Origin of the sequence: Vibrio sp. ZF57 (genome assembly GCF_001691235.1) — a bacterium.
Classification (GTDB): Bacteria; Pseudomonadota; Gammaproteobacteria; order Enterobacterales; family Vibrionaceae; genus Vibrio; species Vibrio crassostreae_C.
Genome location: NZ_MAKD01000061.1, coordinates 34,761 through 51,149 on the forward strand (window position 1 = coordinate 34,761; position 16,389 = coordinate 51,149).

15 protein-coding genes are annotated in these 16,389 nt (G+C 45.3%); 11 read left to right on the forward strand and 4 right to left on the reverse strand.

The window, feature by feature from the left end; translation table 11 throughout:
- Nucleotides 1-498: 498 nt before the first annotated feature.
- The 3 genes from A6D97_RS06950 to A6D97_RS06960 all read left to right on the forward strand — a co-directional run bounded on the left by A6D97_RS06950 (nt 499) and on the right by A6D97_RS06960 (nt 3,089).
- The gene (locus tag A6D97_RS06950; RefSeq protein ID WP_017069793.1) at nt 499-1,734 is read left to right on the forward strand and encodes a MerR family transcriptional regulator; all 1,236 of its coding nucleotides are present in this window, start codon (nt 499-501) and stop codon (nt 1,732-1,734) included.
- The gene (locus A6D97_RS06955; protein WP_017064937.1) at nt 1,735-2,304 is read left to right on the forward strand and encodes an N-acetyltransferase; all 570 of its coding nucleotides are present in this window, start codon (nt 1,735-1,737) and stop codon (nt 2,302-2,304) included.
- A gap of 236 nt (nt 2,305-2,540) precedes the next feature.
- Nucleotides 2,541-3,089: a carboxymuconolactone decarboxylase family protein gene (locus tag A6D97_RS06960; protein ID WP_065584085.1), complete on the forward strand. Its 549-nt coding sequence runs from the start codon at nt 2,541-2,543 to the stop codon at nt 3,087-3,089.
- Between the two features lie 114 nt (nt 3,090-3,203).
- Here the strand turns inward: A6D97_RS06960 and A6D97_RS06965 are convergent, their stop codons facing one another.
- Complete coding sequence (locus A6D97_RS06965) at nt 3,204-4,631, reverse strand: PLP-dependent aminotransferase family protein (RefSeq protein ID WP_065584086.1); 1,428 nt, start codon at nt 4,629-4,631, stop codon at nt 3,204-3,206.
- Nucleotides 4,632-4,755: 124 nt separating this feature from the next.
- On the opposite strand from A6D97_RS06965, the gene A6D97_RS06970 reads away from it, so the two are divergent.
- Nucleotides 4,756-5,655 carry a DMT family transporter gene (locus A6D97_RS06970; RefSeq protein ID WP_065584087.1) on the forward strand — a complete coding sequence of 300 codons (900 nt, stop codon included), beginning with the start codon at nt 4,756-4,758 and terminating at the stop codon, nt 5,653-5,655.
- Between the two features lie 103 nt (nt 5,656-5,758).
- Here the strand turns inward: A6D97_RS06970 and A6D97_RS06975 are convergent, their stop codons facing one another.
- Nucleotides 5,759-6,184 carry a DUF3010 family protein gene (locus A6D97_RS06975; protein ID WP_017071370.1) on the reverse strand — a complete coding sequence of 142 codons (426 nt, stop codon included), beginning with the start codon at nt 6,182-6,184 and terminating at the stop codon, nt 5,759-5,761.
- A gap of 259 nt (nt 6,185-6,443) precedes the next feature.
- Here A6D97_RS06975 and A6D97_RS06980 point away from each other — a divergent pair, with 259 nt between their 5' ends.
- Nucleotides 6,444-8,081: a methyl-accepting chemotaxis protein gene (locus tag A6D97_RS06980; RefSeq protein WP_065584103.1), complete on the forward strand. Its 1,638-nt coding sequence runs from the start codon at nt 6,444-6,446 to the stop codon at nt 8,079-8,081.
- 183 nt (nt 8,082-8,264) lie between these two features.
- Here the strand turns inward: A6D97_RS06980 and A6D97_RS06985 are convergent, their stop codons facing one another.
- On the reverse strand, nt 8,265-8,612 hold the full coding sequence (locus tag A6D97_RS06985; protein WP_065584088.1) for a DUF3316 domain-containing protein: 348 nt from the start codon (nt 8,610-8,612) through the stop codon (nt 8,265-8,267).
- Between the two features lie 209 nt (nt 8,613-8,821).
- Between A6D97_RS06985 and A6D97_RS06990 the strand changes: the two genes are divergently transcribed.
- Nucleotides 8,822-9,691, forward strand: coding sequence for a LysR family transcriptional regulator (locus A6D97_RS06990; protein ID WP_017064933.1), 870 nt, complete (start codon nt 8,822-8,824; stop codon nt 9,689-9,691).
- Between the two features lie 114 nt (nt 9,692-9,805).
- Here the strand turns inward: A6D97_RS06990 and A6D97_RS06995 are convergent, their stop codons facing one another.
- The gene (locus A6D97_RS06995; RefSeq protein WP_017064932.1) at nt 9,806-11,467 is read right to left on the reverse strand and encodes a methyl-accepting chemotaxis protein; all 1,662 of its coding nucleotides are present in this window, start codon (nt 11,465-11,467) and stop codon (nt 9,806-9,808) included.
- Between the two features lie 275 nt (nt 11,468-11,742).
- Here A6D97_RS06995 and A6D97_RS07000 point away from each other — a divergent pair, with 275 nt between their 5' ends.
- From A6D97_RS07000 to dgcA, 5 genes are all read left to right on the forward strand, one after another.
- Nucleotides 11,743-12,255: an RNA methyltransferase gene (locus A6D97_RS07000; protein ID WP_017061674.1), complete on the forward strand. Its 513-nt coding sequence runs from the start codon at nt 11,743-11,745 to the stop codon at nt 12,253-12,255.
- Between the two features lie 87 nt (nt 12,256-12,342).
- Nucleotides 12,343-13,179: an SGNH/GDSL hydrolase family protein gene (locus tag A6D97_RS07005; protein ID WP_065584089.1), complete on the forward strand. Its 837-nt coding sequence runs from the start codon at nt 12,343-12,345 to the stop codon at nt 13,177-13,179.
- Nucleotides 13,180-13,274: 95 nt separating this feature from the next.
- The gene (locus A6D97_RS07010) at nt 13,275-14,165 is read left to right on the forward strand and encodes a LysR family transcriptional regulator (protein ID WP_017066887.1); all 891 of its coding nucleotides are present in this window, start codon (nt 13,275-13,277) and stop codon (nt 14,163-14,165) included.
- Between the two features lie 91 nt (nt 14,166-14,256).
- Nucleotides 14,257-15,264, forward strand: a complete 1,008-nt coding sequence (dgcN, locus tag A6D97_RS07015) for an N-acetyltransferase DgcN (RefSeq protein ID WP_065584090.1) — start codon at nt 14,257-14,259, stop codon at nt 15,262-15,264.
- 57 nt (nt 15,265-15,321) lie between these two features.
- Nucleotides 15,322-16,308, forward strand: a complete 987-nt coding sequence (gene dgcA / locus A6D97_RS07020) for an N-acetyl-D-Glu racemase DgcA (RefSeq protein WP_065584091.1) — start codon at nt 15,322-15,324, stop codon at nt 16,306-16,308.
- Nucleotides 16,309-16,389 lie beyond the last annotated feature (81 nt).

Sequence of the window (16,389 nt, forward strand, 5' to 3'; positions counted from 1 at the left end):
CAACCTCAAGCGATCCAATTAAATTTTGTTTGGATTGTAAATAATTGTTTCCAAGACTAACAAAATACTCAGTAAAGTTAGGGGTTAATTTCTAATAAATTTTGAATTTTTCTAATAAATTTTGAATTTTTCTAAAAAATTTAAGCAGGAATTTCTGGTGTATATGTGTGGTTGATTTAAGTATTCACTCGGTGAGTTTATTTATCGTTTAGTTAACGCTCGTCCATTATTGAATGATTTAGAAATTGGCAAAATTCAGTTAAAAAGAAGTATGTTTATGAGCTAATTGTTTTCAATTCATCAAGTTTAATACTTCTCCTTTCCTGAATCCCGTTCAGGCAATGTCGATGACTAACCGTTCTATGGGTAAAAGACACGCTCAGATCGCTTTATCAATTTGAAGGTAAATAGGTAAAGAACGAGAAAAGTGTCGAAAATTCTGTTGACCTGACTACAACTTCATAGTTTATCTTTACTACTGAAATGAGGGAGAAGTGGATGTATCGCATATCTGAATTAGCGGAGCTCGTTGGCCTGAGCCGTTCAACGCTTTTGTACTATGGAAAGTTGGGTTTGATAGAAGCTCAACGCACCAATAATGGTTATCGAAGTTATTCCGAACGCGACTTGCAGCGTGTGAAATTGTTGCAGCAGTTACAAGCGGGTGGACTGACGTTGAAAGAGTGTCAGGCGTGTTTGGATGCCAAGGTTGACCGCTCCTTGTTACAAAACCGACTCGAACAATTGGACGAAGAGATCGCTCAGAAACAGCGTTCGAGAGATCTTTTATCGGCCTTGTTAGGCGAGAGTGGTTTGCAAGATTGGCATGAATCGATGGACAAGGTGGCGCCTGATGCGCATCTCGATTGGCTCATTAAGCAAGGCTTTGATGAGAAGCAAGCACTGCGACTGAAATGGCTTTCAAAAGACATGAACGATCATGACCAGTACATGGCGGATTTTGAGGTGATCTTTGAGGGTTTACAGCGTTTAGGGCCAGGAACAGCGGAAGATACTTTAGCGGCGTTGGTACACGTTTCGGTTTCTCCTAAACGTGTGCTTGAGATCGGTTGTGGTAAAGGTATTGCCACCTCTGTGTTAGCGAAAGCCTTAGTAGAACATCAAGTGGATGTGCAAATAACGGCGGTAGATAATGATCAACCGAGTTTAGATGTTCTGACTCAGCAAGCACAGGTTCTTGGCTTAGAAAGCAACGTCAAAACCGTATGCGCGAGCATGATGGATCTGCCGTTTGAAGCTAAGTCGTTTGACCTAATTTGGTCGGAAGGCAGCGCTTACATCATGGGTGTTGAAAAGGCGCTAAAGCAGTGGCGAAATTTACTCAGTGATGACGGCATATTGGTCGTTAATGATTTGGTGTGGAATACCGAACAACCTAACGAATCGAGCAAAGCGTTCTGGCAGAAAGAGTACCCGGACATGACGACGGTTTCCGAGCGTATTAAACAGGCAAAAGCAGCGGGTTATGAAGTTTTGGATCACTTTGCAATGAGTGACGCTGGTTGGCTTGCGTATTACCAGCCCTTTCAAAAGCGAATAGAAGCGCTTAAAGCAACGATGCCGAACTCAAAAGCGCTCGTAGATTGCGACAATGAAGTTAAACAATTTTTCGATAGCAGCACATCAAAGAACGGTTTGGGTCAAGAGCCTTCGAAAGGTTCTGAACAACGTGATTTTGATTATCAGTTCTTTGTGCTCAAGAAATTAAAGTAAATGAGTAACACCATGAAATTTAGGCAATATAATTCAAATGAAATCGAAACGATCACTCAAGTTTTCACTCAAACCTTTACGGATTCAGAAGGTGAGAACGAAGGTAAAACTTTGGGTGAGCTTGCCAACGATCTTTTAACGACCACAGCTCCGACAGAGCTATTTTGCTTTGTTGTTGAAGATGATTCTAGTGAGTCGGATGCGGATAGTACGATTGTAGGCTCGATTATCTTTACGTCGCTTTCATTTGACGATGAAACCAAGGCATATTTGCTTTCGCCAGTCGCGGTGAGCACTCAGGTGCAAAAGCGTGGTATTGGTCAGCGCCTGATTAACTCCGGTTTGCAGCTCCTAAAAGAGCAGGGTATTGAGCTTGCAGTGACGTACGGTGATCCTAACTACTATTCAAAAGTGGGCTTTGAGCAAATTACCGTTGAGCAAGTCCCTGCGCCCTTTGAATTGAGTTTCTCTCACGGTTGGTTGGCTCAATCGTTGACTGGTGGTGAAATTAAAGTAACAAGTGGCAAGTCGAGCTGTGTTAAAGGCTTGGCCCACGCAGAATATTGGTAGCCGCTTGCAAAAAAATTGAGAAAAAGAGAAAGCCCATCAGGTGTTGCCTGTTGGGCTTTCTTGTTATGAACGAAGACATTCTTCTGGCTTCAATGTATAAATTGAACAACTGTTCAAAATAACACTTGAACGATCGTTCTTGTTTGATCTATATTGTTTTTACACCAACGGAGAACATTCATTAATTGCTCCGTGATTGAATAACTTTAGAACCGAAAATTGATAGGGATAGAGCAATGAGCTACTTCAAAATTCACTCAGTAGAATCCGCGCCAGAGCAAAGCCAACCTATTCTTGAGGGCGCTAAAAAGCAGATGGGCAGAGTGCCGGGCTTGTTTGGTGTGTTGGCTGAATCTCCAAACACACTTAAGGCTTACACTCAGCTTCATCAGGCGTTTAGTGACTCATCTTTCGATGCTGAAGAGCTAACGGTTGTTTGGCAAACCATCAACGTTGAACACGAATGCCACTACTGCGTTCCTGCACACACTGGCATTGCACATTCAATGAAGGTTGATCCTGCAATCACCGAAGCACTGCGTAATCGCACAGCTTTATCCACTGAAAAGCTGCAAGCCCTGCATGATTTTACGCTGAGCATGGTACGTAACCGCGGCAATGTGCCTGAAAGTGAAATGGCAGCATTTTTCGAAGCGGGCTACGGTCAGCAACAAGTGCTAGAAGTGATTCTTGGCCTGTCTCAGAAAGTGATCAGTAATTACGTAAACCACGTTGCTAAAACGCCAGTCGACAAAGTTTTTGAACAGTTCGCTTGGCAAGGGTAATCGTATTTAACTAACCATCGTATTTAAGCAACTCAAGATATGATAATGATGAAAGCCCCACTCAGTTGAATGGGGCTTTGTTGTTTTGGTCTAAATGGTAATTAGAAAGGTAATCTAACGTACGTGCCTAGCGATTATCTTCGCTAGTGTTACAACCCCTTCTTTCCACTCTTTGCTCTCTTCAATATTGGCGACAGTGAAGCGCAGGCAATGTTTATATTGGTCATTCGTCCCAAACACGGTGCCGGGTAAGATCCCGAGCTTATGCTTCAAACAATCTTGATAGACGGCATAGCTGTCGACCGATTCTGGCAGTGTTATCCAGTTGAGAAATGAGCCTTCCGGCTTTGACAAATGGTAGCGACCAACAAGGTGCGGGTAGCTATCCAGAGCTTGTATTAATAGACTTTGGAATTGTTTTTGATTGGTTTGATAGAGCCGTTTCATCTTAGATAAATGACTGCGGTATTTACCTGTCGTGAGAAACTGTCCGACCGCCGATTGCATCAGATTGGAACTGCCCATGTTATCGCATAGTAGATACTTCTCGACCAAGGGCTGATAGCGGCCCGACAGTAACCAGCCGATTCGCAAGCGTGAGTCTAAGGTTTTAGATAGTGAGTTGACGTAGATGACTCTATCTTGATCATCAAGTTCTTTGAGACTAGCGATTGGTGTATCGAATGCTAAGCTACCGAACACATCGTCTTCGATAATCGGTAAAGAACCGGTGATCTCCAACAGGGCTTTTCGATTAGCCAATGGCATTCTTGAGCCCGTTGGATTAGTAAAGTTTGGTGTTAGCAGCAGCGTCTTCACTTTCCATTTGTCCAACGCGCTCTGTAGTGATGGAATGTCAATGCCATGGCTAACACTGCTTGGTATTTCAAGGGCTTGTAACCCCAGAGATTCGAGCAAAAGTAGGTTGCCGAAATAGCACGGTGACTCGACCGCCACGATGTCACCGGGCTTGGTGAGCGCACGTAATGCCAAACTGATCGCCTGTTGTGCTCCGTGAGTAATCGCAATCTCTTTCGATCCCGCAGGCACACCAAGATCATGGGTGATCTTTAACAATTGCTTTACTAATTGCTCGTCGCCGGGAGGTAATTGGTAATACCCAGGCAATTGAGTTTGTAATCGACTGTGGCGACCAATCTCGGCATACAAGCTACGAATCGCAGGGTTGTTTATGTTCGGGTGCGCAGAACCTGCCAACAGTTTCAGGCGGCCTTTCGGGCGAGAGAGTACCGATTTGGTGACAGACAAAAGGTCCACTTTTTGAGGTTGGCTTGGTGTATCCCAGCTGGTGGTGTTCGGTGTCTTTACGCGATAGCCAGATTTAGGTACCGAGTAAACCCAACCCGTTGCTTCGAGTTCTTGATAGGCTCGAATTACGGTATTTTTGCTTACGCCAAGCTGTTCGCTTAACTGGCGGATCGAAGGAAGACGATCATCTGGGTGAAAGAGCCCTTTATCAATTTGAGCCTTAATATGTTGTTCGGTAGCAAGATATTTATTGCCGCTGAGTTCTACTTCCACGTTATTCGCCCTCGTTGCTCACTTTTAATCTGTAACCATTTAAAGTGTTATATCTGTGTCTTTATTAGTTATCTGTACCCAACTAAGGTAACAGCATTGATGAAGAGTTGACCAGAGGTTTGTAATGCTGATTAAAATGATTCCGTTTGTGTTTGTAATATTGTGGTCGTCAGGTTTTGTCGGCGCACGTCTTGGCGTGGAATACGCGGAACCCGCAACATTACTTTCACTGAGGATGGTAGCCAACGTGGCGCTGTTCTTGGTTTTGATTGCAATCCTTAAGCGTTGTATCCCTCGTGGTCGAGCATTCTTCCACGCTAGTGTGGTCGGCATCTTGATTCATGGTTTCTACCTTGGTGGCACCTATCTGGCGATTGATATGGGTATGCCCGCCGGGCTGAGTTCTCTACTTGTTGGCTTGCAACCGATTCTTACCGCATTGATTATGATCAGCTGTACTTCGCAGCGTTTTAATTTTGCACAGTGGTTGGGATTAGCGCTTGGTTTTGCGGGTATCAGTTTGGTGTTGATGGGCAATATTGAATGGCAGTCAGACGACCAAAAAGGCTTGGCAACGTTATTGTGTTTGGTTTCTTTGGTGGGTATTACCTGCGGCACTTTGTATCAGAAGCGCTTCTGTCAGGGGACAGATATGGTCGGCGGTGCGATGGTGCAATATTTGGCTTCTGCCGCGTTGTTTCTGCCGTTCGCAATGCGTTACGAAACGATGCAAGTAAACTGGACGATAGAATTCACGTTGACTCTAATTTGGCTGGTGGTCGTTCTGTCTTGTGTTGCCATCCTATTGTTGCTTTACATGGTAGAGCACGGTGCATCTTCAAGTGTGGCTTCGGTCTTTTACTTGGTGCCACCGACGACAGCAATCCAAGCGTGGCTTATTTTCGGTGAGTCGTTCGACATGTATGGCGCGATGGGCTTTGCCTTGTCTGCTGCGGCGGTTTATTTGGTGGTGAAAAAGCCTGAGTTAATTAAGGCTCGTAGGCGAACAGTGTTAGAGCGGTAGTTTGTATACCAAACTCATCCTACTAAAAGTCGATGACTAGAAACAAAAAAGAGCCTGAATATTCAGGCTCTTTCTATATAAAATATTGGCTAGCGACTTTTGATTAGCGTTTCATCAAACAAGCGTAAGCCGTTGTAAACGGTGCTTCTTGGTATTGCTTAAGGCCAGTTTCTTTGAACTTCATCATAAGAGGGTTGCGCTTAAGGCTCTCCTTGATGTCAGCAGGTGATACAACGGTTACGTCTAGGCCGTCGATCAACTGAATTGCTGCTTCTAGTTTGAAGCCGAAGCCACCGCCAGCAAATTTGCCTTTAGTCTGACGTTGGCGAATTACAACTTTTTCTACTTGGTAATCTTCCATTAACTTTGCAAAAGAGAATTGAAAGTCTTTCATATTCTGTGTGTCGTTTGCGTCGCTAATCGCAACCTTAGAAACTCGGCAATCAGGAATGTTAAATACGCCGTCTGACAGAGAAAGAAGACAGATGACTGCATCGTTACCTTTGATTTCAACACCACAAATTTTCATGTTCTTACCTACTTATTTTAGAGCCCTACATTATGGTGTTATTTCTAACACTTCTCCAGTATTTGCGCGTATCAGCAGCAAATAAGTCTAAATCAGAGAGTATTTTAGTCGCCGAAAGTTAACCTTTGATTGAAAAAACATCACACGAATTTACGGTATCGTTTTCTATGAGATGAAGCTCACAAAAGCTTAGCGGGATTTTATATGTGTGCTGTATATTGCGCGCGCATCCCTATTTGAAGTGTGGTTATTAATCCCAATGAATATCAATAATCTTTCGATTAAGAGTAAAATCGCGATCCCGCTGTTGGTGATTGTGATTGTTTTTTCTACCGTTACTGTGCTCAACGTTATCAGATCAAATGCTCAAGCTGCGATTAATAATGAGCTCAATAATGTGGTTCAGCCCGTGTTAGACAATTTGGAAGATGGGTATCGTGACATTTATCAAGTTATCGCTTCTGCTCAAGGTCTATTACTCTCGAAAGACCAAGCGGCGATTGAGTACCAAAAATTTGAATTTAAAGACAACGCTTACAAAGCGGTTCCTCGTTTTGAAAGTGTCGAAACCTTGTATCAAGCGGGCGTGTTGGATCCATCTTCACGTGGCGAGTTATCAAAGCTTGTTAACGCGATGAGCAAGTGGGTGGCACTGCACGAGCCAATGTTCGCTGATCCGGCAAACGCAGACCAATACAATATTGATTACTCGCCAGCGCTTGACGCAGAGTTTGCGATCATTCGTACTCAACTGCGCGATATCCGAACTCTGATCGAATTGAAACAGAAAGAGCTTCGCCAGCAAGCCGATGACTCTATTGAATCGAGTAAGTTGATCATTGAAGTGGGTATGGCCGTTGCTGTTTTCGCTGCACTTTTCGCTATGTGGTTATCCAATCGGTTTATCGTTCAGCCAATCCAGAACGTAGAGAAAGCGATGAATGAGATCGCATCGGGTGACGGTAACTTGTCTCAACGTATGAAGGTCGAAGGTAATGATGAGATCGCTCGTTTAAGTTCTGCTTTCAACCAGTTTGTTGGCAAGATCCATGTCACCGTCGAACAAGTTATTTTTACATCGAATGCGGTACGCGCTGAGATGGAAAACATTAAATCGTTAACGCAAAGTGTTGCTGAATTTTCATCGAACCAACAGCGTGAAAGTGAAGTAGTCGCGGCGGCGGTTCATGAGATGCAAGCAACCAGTGAAGTGGTGAGTGGTAATGCATTAGATGCGGCAACCGCCAGTAATGTTGCCAATCATGAAGTGGAATCGGCAGACACCACGCTTGGCTTGACCGTGACTTCGATTGAACGCCTTGCGCAAGATATCGAGAACGCGGGTGGGGTGGTTCAAGAGCTGGATACCGATGTGAAGAACATTGCTTCAATTCTTGGCGTGATCAAAGGCATTGCAGAGCAAACCAATCTGCTTGCATTGAATGCGGCGATTGAAGCAGCTCGTGCCGGTGAGCAAGGCCGTGGTTTTGCCGTAGTCGCAGATGAAGTAAGAGCGTTGGCGAGTAAAACCCAAGACAGCACTGGCGAAATCCAATCAATGATTGAACGCTTAGAAGTAGGTGCTAAACACGCGGTTGGTGTGATGACTGAAAGCAAAGTGAGTGGCGAGAAAACCATTGTTCAGGCAGGAACGGCGGCGTCTTCACTGAGTGAGATTCGTAACTCAATCGGCAAGATGAATGACATGAACACACAAATCGCGACGGCAGCTTCTCAGCAGTCTCAAGTGTCTGAAGAAGTGAACAAGAATGTTCAACGCATCGCAGAAAGCACCCTGCAAATGGTTGAAATGGCGAACAGCGCTGAGAATGCTTGCATGGCATTGGCCGAACAGTGTGAAGCGCTTGATAGCCTTGTGTCTCAGTTTGAGGTTTAATCTTCAAAGATAAGCAGATAAGCAGATAAACATGATCTGATAATGGTTGCTCGTTTTGAATTCCATTAATCATAGCTGAACGACAAAAAAGCCCGCATTCTATGAGTGCGGGCTTTCTTTTTGACTAGGCGATCAGTTTTTTGACTACGTGATCAGTTTTTAGACCTGATCAATCATTCGGTGTTAGCTGCTGCGACCGTCTTTGTATGTGTAACGGTAGTCAACTTTGACGTTCGCTTGGTAATGAATGTCACCGCTCATGTTAGTGATTTTCTTCACTTCCATATTCGCGTCATCAATCTTGAACGAATCGTATTTGGTTGTCTGTTGGAACTGTGGCAGTTCTCTTGAAAGCTCAAAAGGTGTTTTTGCGCGTAACTCATCCATAAGGTTGGTGCCTGCATCGTATGCTTCGACTTCACTAGCATATGTGTCAGATTTTAGCGTTGTTTCTTGAATTGTTGTTTTAGTTGCTGCAAACGCAGTGGTGCTGAGTACAAGAGTTGATGCAAGTATGATTAACTTCTTCAAAGGGATACCTTACTTTGTTGTACCAGTGTTTTAGAGATTCTCACCCTAGCAATAGGGGATGAGGTTAATGTTAGGACAAAAATATGGTTCTGTAAGGGAATGACTATAGGTGCCGAAGATTAATGCACAGCGCATATCAAGCAAGGTGACACTGATATCTAACTTCAATACACTGTATGGGTAACCAAAGTTCAGCATAAGGTAAAGGCATGGCCAATTGGGAAGGGGTAAGTGAGTTTGTTGCAGTGGCAGAGCGTGAAAGCTTTACTGGTGCGGCGCAGAAGCTCGCTACGTCGGTGGCTCAAATCAGTCGTAGAGTAGCAAACCTCGAAGAACGACTCGCAGTGAAACTGCTCAATCGAACGACTCGAAAGGTGTCTCTTACAGAGGCTGGGCAACTCTATTACCAACAATGTAAGTTGTTGGTCGAAGGTTTAGAAATTGCTGAGCTTGCGGTCACGCAGATGCAATCCACACCCAAAGGCTTACTGAAAGTCACCGCGCCTGTGACTTATGGTGAGCGCCAACTCGCCCCAATACTGCATCAATTCTTAAAGCTTCACCCGCAAGTAGAGCTTGAGCTGATGCTGACCAATCAAAAGCTCGATCTTATCGATTCGGGTGTTGATGTTGCGATTCGTCTTGGCCGCTTGGAAGACTCAAGCCTTGTGGCAAAGAGGCTGTCTCAACGCCAACTTTATGTATGTGCAAGCCCTGAATATATTGAACGTTATGGCGAGCCGCATACATTATCAGAATTAAATAATCACCAATGTTTAGTCGGTGGATTTGAACATTGGCGTTTCAAAGAAAATAGACGCCCTCGCTCAGTTCGTGTTAACGGACGCATTAAGTGCAACAGTGGTTTAGCCTTGTTAGACGCAGCTAAGCAGAGCATTGGCTTGGTGCAGTTGCCTGAATACTATGTGAGTGAAGACCTTGATTCTGGTGAGTTGGTTGAGGTGCTGTCCGATTATCGAGATGACAAAGAAGGGATCTGGGCGCTTTATCCTCAGAACCGCAACTTATCTTCAAAGGTTCGCCTGCTGGTGGACTTCCTTTCTGAGCAATTGGATTAGTGTATGGCTTAAAACCTCCACCGATAAAAACGGGCTTCAGAATAGAGATTCTGAAGCCCGGCGTGTTTTAGGATTAATTATCGTTTGATTACGGCTTACTAGACCGAAAATGTATTAGACGGTGAAGCGATCCACCAAGTGATACAGCTCATTTGCACGACTGTTGAGGTTTTGGCTACCTGTACGGTTTTGATTCGCGAGTTCTGCCGATTGTGAGCTTTGGTCAGAAATCACCACGATGCGTTGAGATATTTCTTGTCCTACAATATTTTGCTGTTCAGTGGCTGTCGCAATAAGCGAGTTCATGTCCATGATGGTATCAATCGACGCTTGGATCTTCGCCAGTGCTTTGGCTGCGGCATTCGCTTCTTCCACGGTTTGCGCACTTCGGTTTTGACTTGAATCCATCGCTTTCACAGCAGCATCTGAGGCAGCTTTAAGTTGCTCAATCATCTTGTGAATGTCGCCAGTGCTTTCTTGAGTACGGCTTGCCAGTTTACGAACCTCATCGGCAACCACAGCAAACCCACGACCTTGTTCGCCTGCACGTGCAGCTTCAATCGCGGCATTCAACGCGAGTAGGTTAGTTTGCTCGGCAATGTCTTGGATGACCGCCAACGAAGAGGAGATATTCTGCACATCACCTTCTAAACGAGACACGACAGTGTTGGCTTCTGATACTTCGCTCGCTAGGCCTGCCACCGAATCTGCAGCGGCGTTTACTATCTGTTGCGCTTCTTTGGCATTGCCCTCTGCAAGTTTAGCGGAATCCGCCGCTTGGCTAGCGTTGCTCGAGATCTCTTGCGCCGTTGTGGTCATTTCAGTCATCGCCGTTGCAACTTGTTCAGTCTCTTCACGTTGCCCAGTAGCAATCTCGTCGACCTGCGCAGCGCGAGAAGACATGCTAGATGTCTCGGCTACGACTTGCTGACCGACATCGCTTACGCTGCGAATGATGGTTTGAAGGCTTGCCACGAAGGCGTTGAAGTTCTCGCTGAGCTTAGTGAACTCAGGCGCTTTAAATGTTTCCATTCGAGCGGTTAAATCGGCTTCGCCACTCGCGAATGCGCTGATTGAACGATCAAACTGCTCGAGTGGTCGCATGATTGTGCGGTTGACGGCAACGGCAAACGCAGCAACTACTAGGGCAATCAAACCACAGAATATAGCGATCGCCGTCAATGAGCTTTGTAACGCGACATTCGAGCTCTCTTTCATCTCTGCGATTACAGCATCGATGTCGTCAGTATAGAAACCTGTGCCTAGCATCAAGTCCCACTGGGGAACGAATATCGAGTAGCTCAGTTTCGGTAGAGCTTCTGATTGACCAAGTTTTGGAAAGTAGTAGGTGGTGAACTCACCAAGCTTTGAGTTCTTGATCAAGTCACGAATCAGGTAGTTGCCTTTTTTGTCTTGCAGGTCGTAGTAGTTTTTACCAATGCCATCGTTATTTTGCCCAACAACTACTCGAACGCCTTTAGAGTCGTAGCCAAAGATGTAGCCAGACTCGCCATATTCGAGAGTTCTTAATGTCGGTAAGGCTTCTTCTAATGTTGCACCTCTTTCCAAGAACGGGCTAATAGAAGATTGAGCCATTTGCAGATACGCTTTAAGTTCCTTTTCTTTCATCGCCATCATATTGCTACGCGTCGATTCTACTTGTTGTGCGGTTAGCTCGGTGCTCTTCATATACGTCACGCTCATCATCCCAATTGCCATCAGTAGCAGTGGAATAAAAGAGAGAATATAAAGGCGGTTTTTGATGGTTAGGGTCATGTCACGCTTCCTGTGTGATTGTCTCATGCAATTTTCAACACATTATTAATGTGGTTTCAAAATGTAAATGGGCTTGTTGTTTAATTGTTATCCTAGAGTGTTTTTGTTTTATAAATATGATGACGGTTAGGTTTTTGGGGTGAGAAGCCTTGCAACTAGAGGCTTAAGCGCGAAAAAGTGAGTTTGTATCGATGCTTTTGAATTCGACGCTGCTTTGTTAGAATGCGACGCTTTGTAGCACCCTGCTATGTCTATTCGTTAAGTGAGAAAGATTCATGAACAAAAGCCATGTGACTATTGGTTTAACTAACCCAAAGAGCCCGACAAACGTTGGTGCTGTTATGCGTGCGGCTGGTTGTTACCAAGTCGACGAAGTTAAATACACAGGGCAACGCTACGAAAAAGCCGCAAAATTCCACACCGATACTAAGAGTGCTGCGCGTACTATCCCGTTGACTGGTGTTGAGTCGTTTTTAGACAATCTTGATCCAGAAACTAAGATCGTTTGCGTAGAACTCGCAGAAGGTGCAACACCACTACCGCGTTTTAAACACCCAGAAAATGCCATTTATATCTTTGGCCCTGAAGACGGCTCTATTTCTCAAGATGTCGCCGACAGAGCCGATCATGTTGTGTACGTACCAACAGTTGGCTGCATGAACTTGGCAGCGACAGTGAATGTGCTGCTTTACGATCGTCTTGCTAAATCTGATGAAATGGATGAGAGCAACGAACTGATTAAGAAAAGCCGTGATAACCGTAACCATCTGCTAATCAAAGAAAAGTAATTCTCTGCTTCTAGTGTTATCTATCCCGTACGCAATCGGATATTATCTTGAGTTCATCACCAGATAATTGAAGGGTTAGATAACACCATGGAAGACAAGCAATTACTTGCCGCGCTGCAACAACACCCTGTCCTCGATCTGTATCAGTTATTCCAAGAAGTTGGTCAAAACTGCTCTCTGTATGCATTACTAGAGAGGTTATCTTCCCTTAAAGAACATCATCAACTGAGCACACGTCTTAGTCCTTTTAAACCGCATATCGAAGGGTTGTTGGCTCAATTTGATAGTACCACGCCAGATAGTGACATTCTCAAAGCGGTTGCTCTTCAGTCTGAGATTCAACAACGAGGCCACAGCATGAGCCGTTACATCATGACATCAGATAACCATCGCCATTTTTCCCCAAGTGCAGACCTAGTCATGTTTGGTGATTCGATCACCGAATGGGCCCCGTGGGCGGATATCTTTCGCGATGTTTCGATGGTCAACCGTGGCTTAGCGGGTGACACCACAACTGGCATGTTGCGCCGTATTGATACCACGTTGAATGTGAAGCCAAAGCTGGTGTGTTTTATGGCAGGGATAAACGATTTAGCTCAGGGTTATGATGTCGACCATATCTACCAGAACTACATTGATATGCTTAAGGTGTGGCAAGAAAATGAGATTCGCATATTGGTGCAATCAACGCTTTATGTTGGCTCTAAACTGCAAGGTTTAAATCCGTCGGTTGAACTGCTCAATAGCAAGCTAAGCGAGTACTGTACACAGCAAGGCATTGCGTTCTTAGATGTGAATTCAGTATTGTCACCTAATAAGCTGTTGTCGAACGAGTACTCGTGTGATGATCTGCATTTGAATGCGAAGGCTTATCAAACTTGGGCTGAGATACTTCAACCTACGATAGCTGAGCTACTAAAATAGACTCACGCAAAACGCTAGCTAGACCGATAAACAGCTTAGCTAATACAAGAAAAGCCAAACCCTAGATTTGTTTCGCGAACCATAAGGACATCAATGTGAACCTAAGACAATTGGAAGTCTTTTACGCCATTATGCAGACCGGAACCGTATCTGGAGCCGCGCGCAGCTTGCATGTGTCGCAACCAAACGTGACCCGTATTTTGGCGCACACGGAGCAACAACTTGGGTTTGGCTTATTCGAACGAGTTAAAGGGCGGTTGGTGCCAACGGTTGAGGCAAAAACCTTACTGCCAGAAGCGGAAAAGGTGTATCAGCAATTGGGGCAATTTCGATCTCTGACCAACAAAGTGAAGCAAGGCCATCAGCATTTACGCATTGGTGCGCCGCCGATACTGGCGACTAAATTACTAACTCAGGTAATAGCCCAAATGTCTCGGGAACAAGAGCTGTCTTTTGAGTTGCTGACTGCAAACCGTGATGAGCTGTGTGCTGGGTTATTAAAGCATGAGCTTGATATTGCTATCGCGTTTGGCGATGAAGCACCGCCTGCGATATTAAGTGAAACGCTATTAACCGAATCACTAAAGGTTTTGGTTCCTTCCAATACGGTTGATCATTTCCCCGCGGAATTAACGTTAGATGATCTGATCAATTATCCGCTGCCAATCATCGGGCTCGATAGCCGCGATCCATTAGGCCTCCTGTTACATCAACGCCTTATTGCACGTGAGCAGCATTATCACCACCCGATATCTGTACGTGGGTATAGCGCCGCTGCGGAACTGGTCAAGCACCAAGCGGGGTTTGCGATTGTTGATCCGTGGACGGCAGAGCAATATCAAAATGACGATGCGGTCTGTGTGTTGCCGCTTCAACCAGACATCCAATTTTCGGTATCGATGCTTTGCGCAGAGCACACCCCTCAGTCGATTTCCGTTAAGCAATTTATCGCTTCATTGAAAATCCATACTCACCCTATAACTTAAGGTTATAGGCTCGCCATAAATAGGCATTCGGCAGCTTCGAAGTTCTTAATTAAAGTAAACCCATACAAGGGCTTATTAATTAGGAATACTCATGTCGATCGCTCAACCTTACCTTCTTTTTCTTGGGGATGTTACTGACCTACTCGCTGCAAAAACAGCTCGCGGTATTCATCAATGGCGACCAGAAATCTGCCTAGGTCAACTGCGTTTAACGGGTGATACCGTTTCACTGGGCTTAACGGATATGACCCTGCAAGAGGCGCAAGCGCAGGGCGCGAAGACGCTAGTGATTGGTACCGCAAATCCGGGTGGTGTTATTCCTGATTCTTGGCAGTCAACCATTATGGCCGCTGCAGAAATGGGATATGAGATTGCATCTGGCATGCACCAACGATTGAGTGAATTTTCACCGCTTGCTGACATGCAGCAACAAGGATTGACTAAGCTTCATGATGTACGCCATTTTGACGGTGTTCTTAATGTTGGTAACGGTAAGCTTCGTCAAGGTAAGCGCCTGCTTACTGTCGGAACTGATTGCTCAGTAGGCAAAATGTTCTCGGCATTAGCGATTGAAAAGTCGCTTAAACAAGCGGGAACATCTGCTCAGTTTAAAGCGACAGGGCAGACCGGTATTTTGATTGAAGGCAGCGGAATTTCGATTGATGCGGTGGTTGCGGATTTTATTTCCGGCGCGGTTGAAGCGATTAGCCCCGATTTTACCGACCACGAGTGGGACATCATTGAAGGGCAGGGTTCTTTGTTCAACCCTTCGTTTGCAGGCGTGAGTTTGGGGTTATTACATGGCGCACAAGCCGATGCTTTGGTGTTGTGCCATGAAGTCGGGCGACCACATATTCGTAACCTTCCTCATGCTCAATTGCCAAGCATAGAACAGACGATTGAAGCCAACTTACAAGCGGCACGACTGACGAATCCAGATGTGAAATTGGTTGGTATCTGCTTGAACACTTCGGCAATTAGCATTGAAGACGCTGAGACATTATGCCAAGAATGGACCACACTCTATCAAGTGCCCGTGACGGACCCTGTGCGTTTTGGTGTACAACACATTACTGATCATTTGCGACATTCACTTTAACGACTTCATCATTTCTACGTTTCCATTTGTTAAAGCGAACATCAACCGAGTGAAATTATGAAGATTACAGCAGAACCCATTACTATCGCGATGCAAACGCCTTTTCGCATCTCTCGTGGCAGCCGAACCGAGTGTCACGTTGTTCGTGTCTACATTGAACATGATGGCAAACAAGCTCAGGGAGAGTGCACCCCTTACCCACGATACGGCGAGTCATCGGAGTCTGTGTTAGCGCAAATCCAACAAGCGTCTAGCGCACTTGAAGGTATGTTTGAGCGAGGTGTTACCGATCCGGCAGAGCTAAGAGATCATCTTCAGTCTTTATTGACCGGAGGGGCAGCGCGAAATGCGGTCGATTGTGCGCTTTGGGAGCTTGAAGCCAAACAACATGACCAGGTCTTCCCAAATAGCCTGTTTGAGTTACCGAATCAAATCGTGACAGCCATGACCGTCTCGATTGGTACGCCAGAAGCGATGGCGATTCAGGCTCGAGACTATGTCGCAAATGGAGCGAAACTCTTAAAAGTGAAGCTTGATGGAGAGCAAGTGGTAGAGCGTGTTCGCGCGGTACGAGAAGCTGCGGCAGATGTTCAGATTGTACTGGATGCCAATGAAGCGTGGACGGGGCTGAATCTCGAAGAGTTGTTTAATCAACTAACAGAGTTTGATATTGCGATGATCGAACAACCTCTTCCACAGCAGCACGATGCGTCACTGGCACACATCAATCACCCGATCCCACTGTGTGCTGATGAAAGCTGTCATACCACTTCACAGCTCTCATCGCTGTTGGGTAAGTATGAAATGGTCAACATCAAACTCGATAAAACGGGCGGTTTGACTGAAGCATTGGTTCTTGCAGAAGAAGCCCAAAGGCTAGGATTTACGCTGATGTCTGGTTGTATGCTCGGAACTTCTTTGGCGATGCGTGCAGCTTTGCCTATCGCCGTTCAATCTGAAATTGTCGACCTTGATGGCCCAGTCTTACTTGGCCAAGATGTTTCTCCTGCTCTGACTTATCGCGATGGGATGATTATTCTCTAAGTTCGTTGAGCTTCGGGTTAGTCGATGGGCATGACATAAATGAAATCGCATGAGTGAAAACTTGTGCGATTTTTGCTTCAA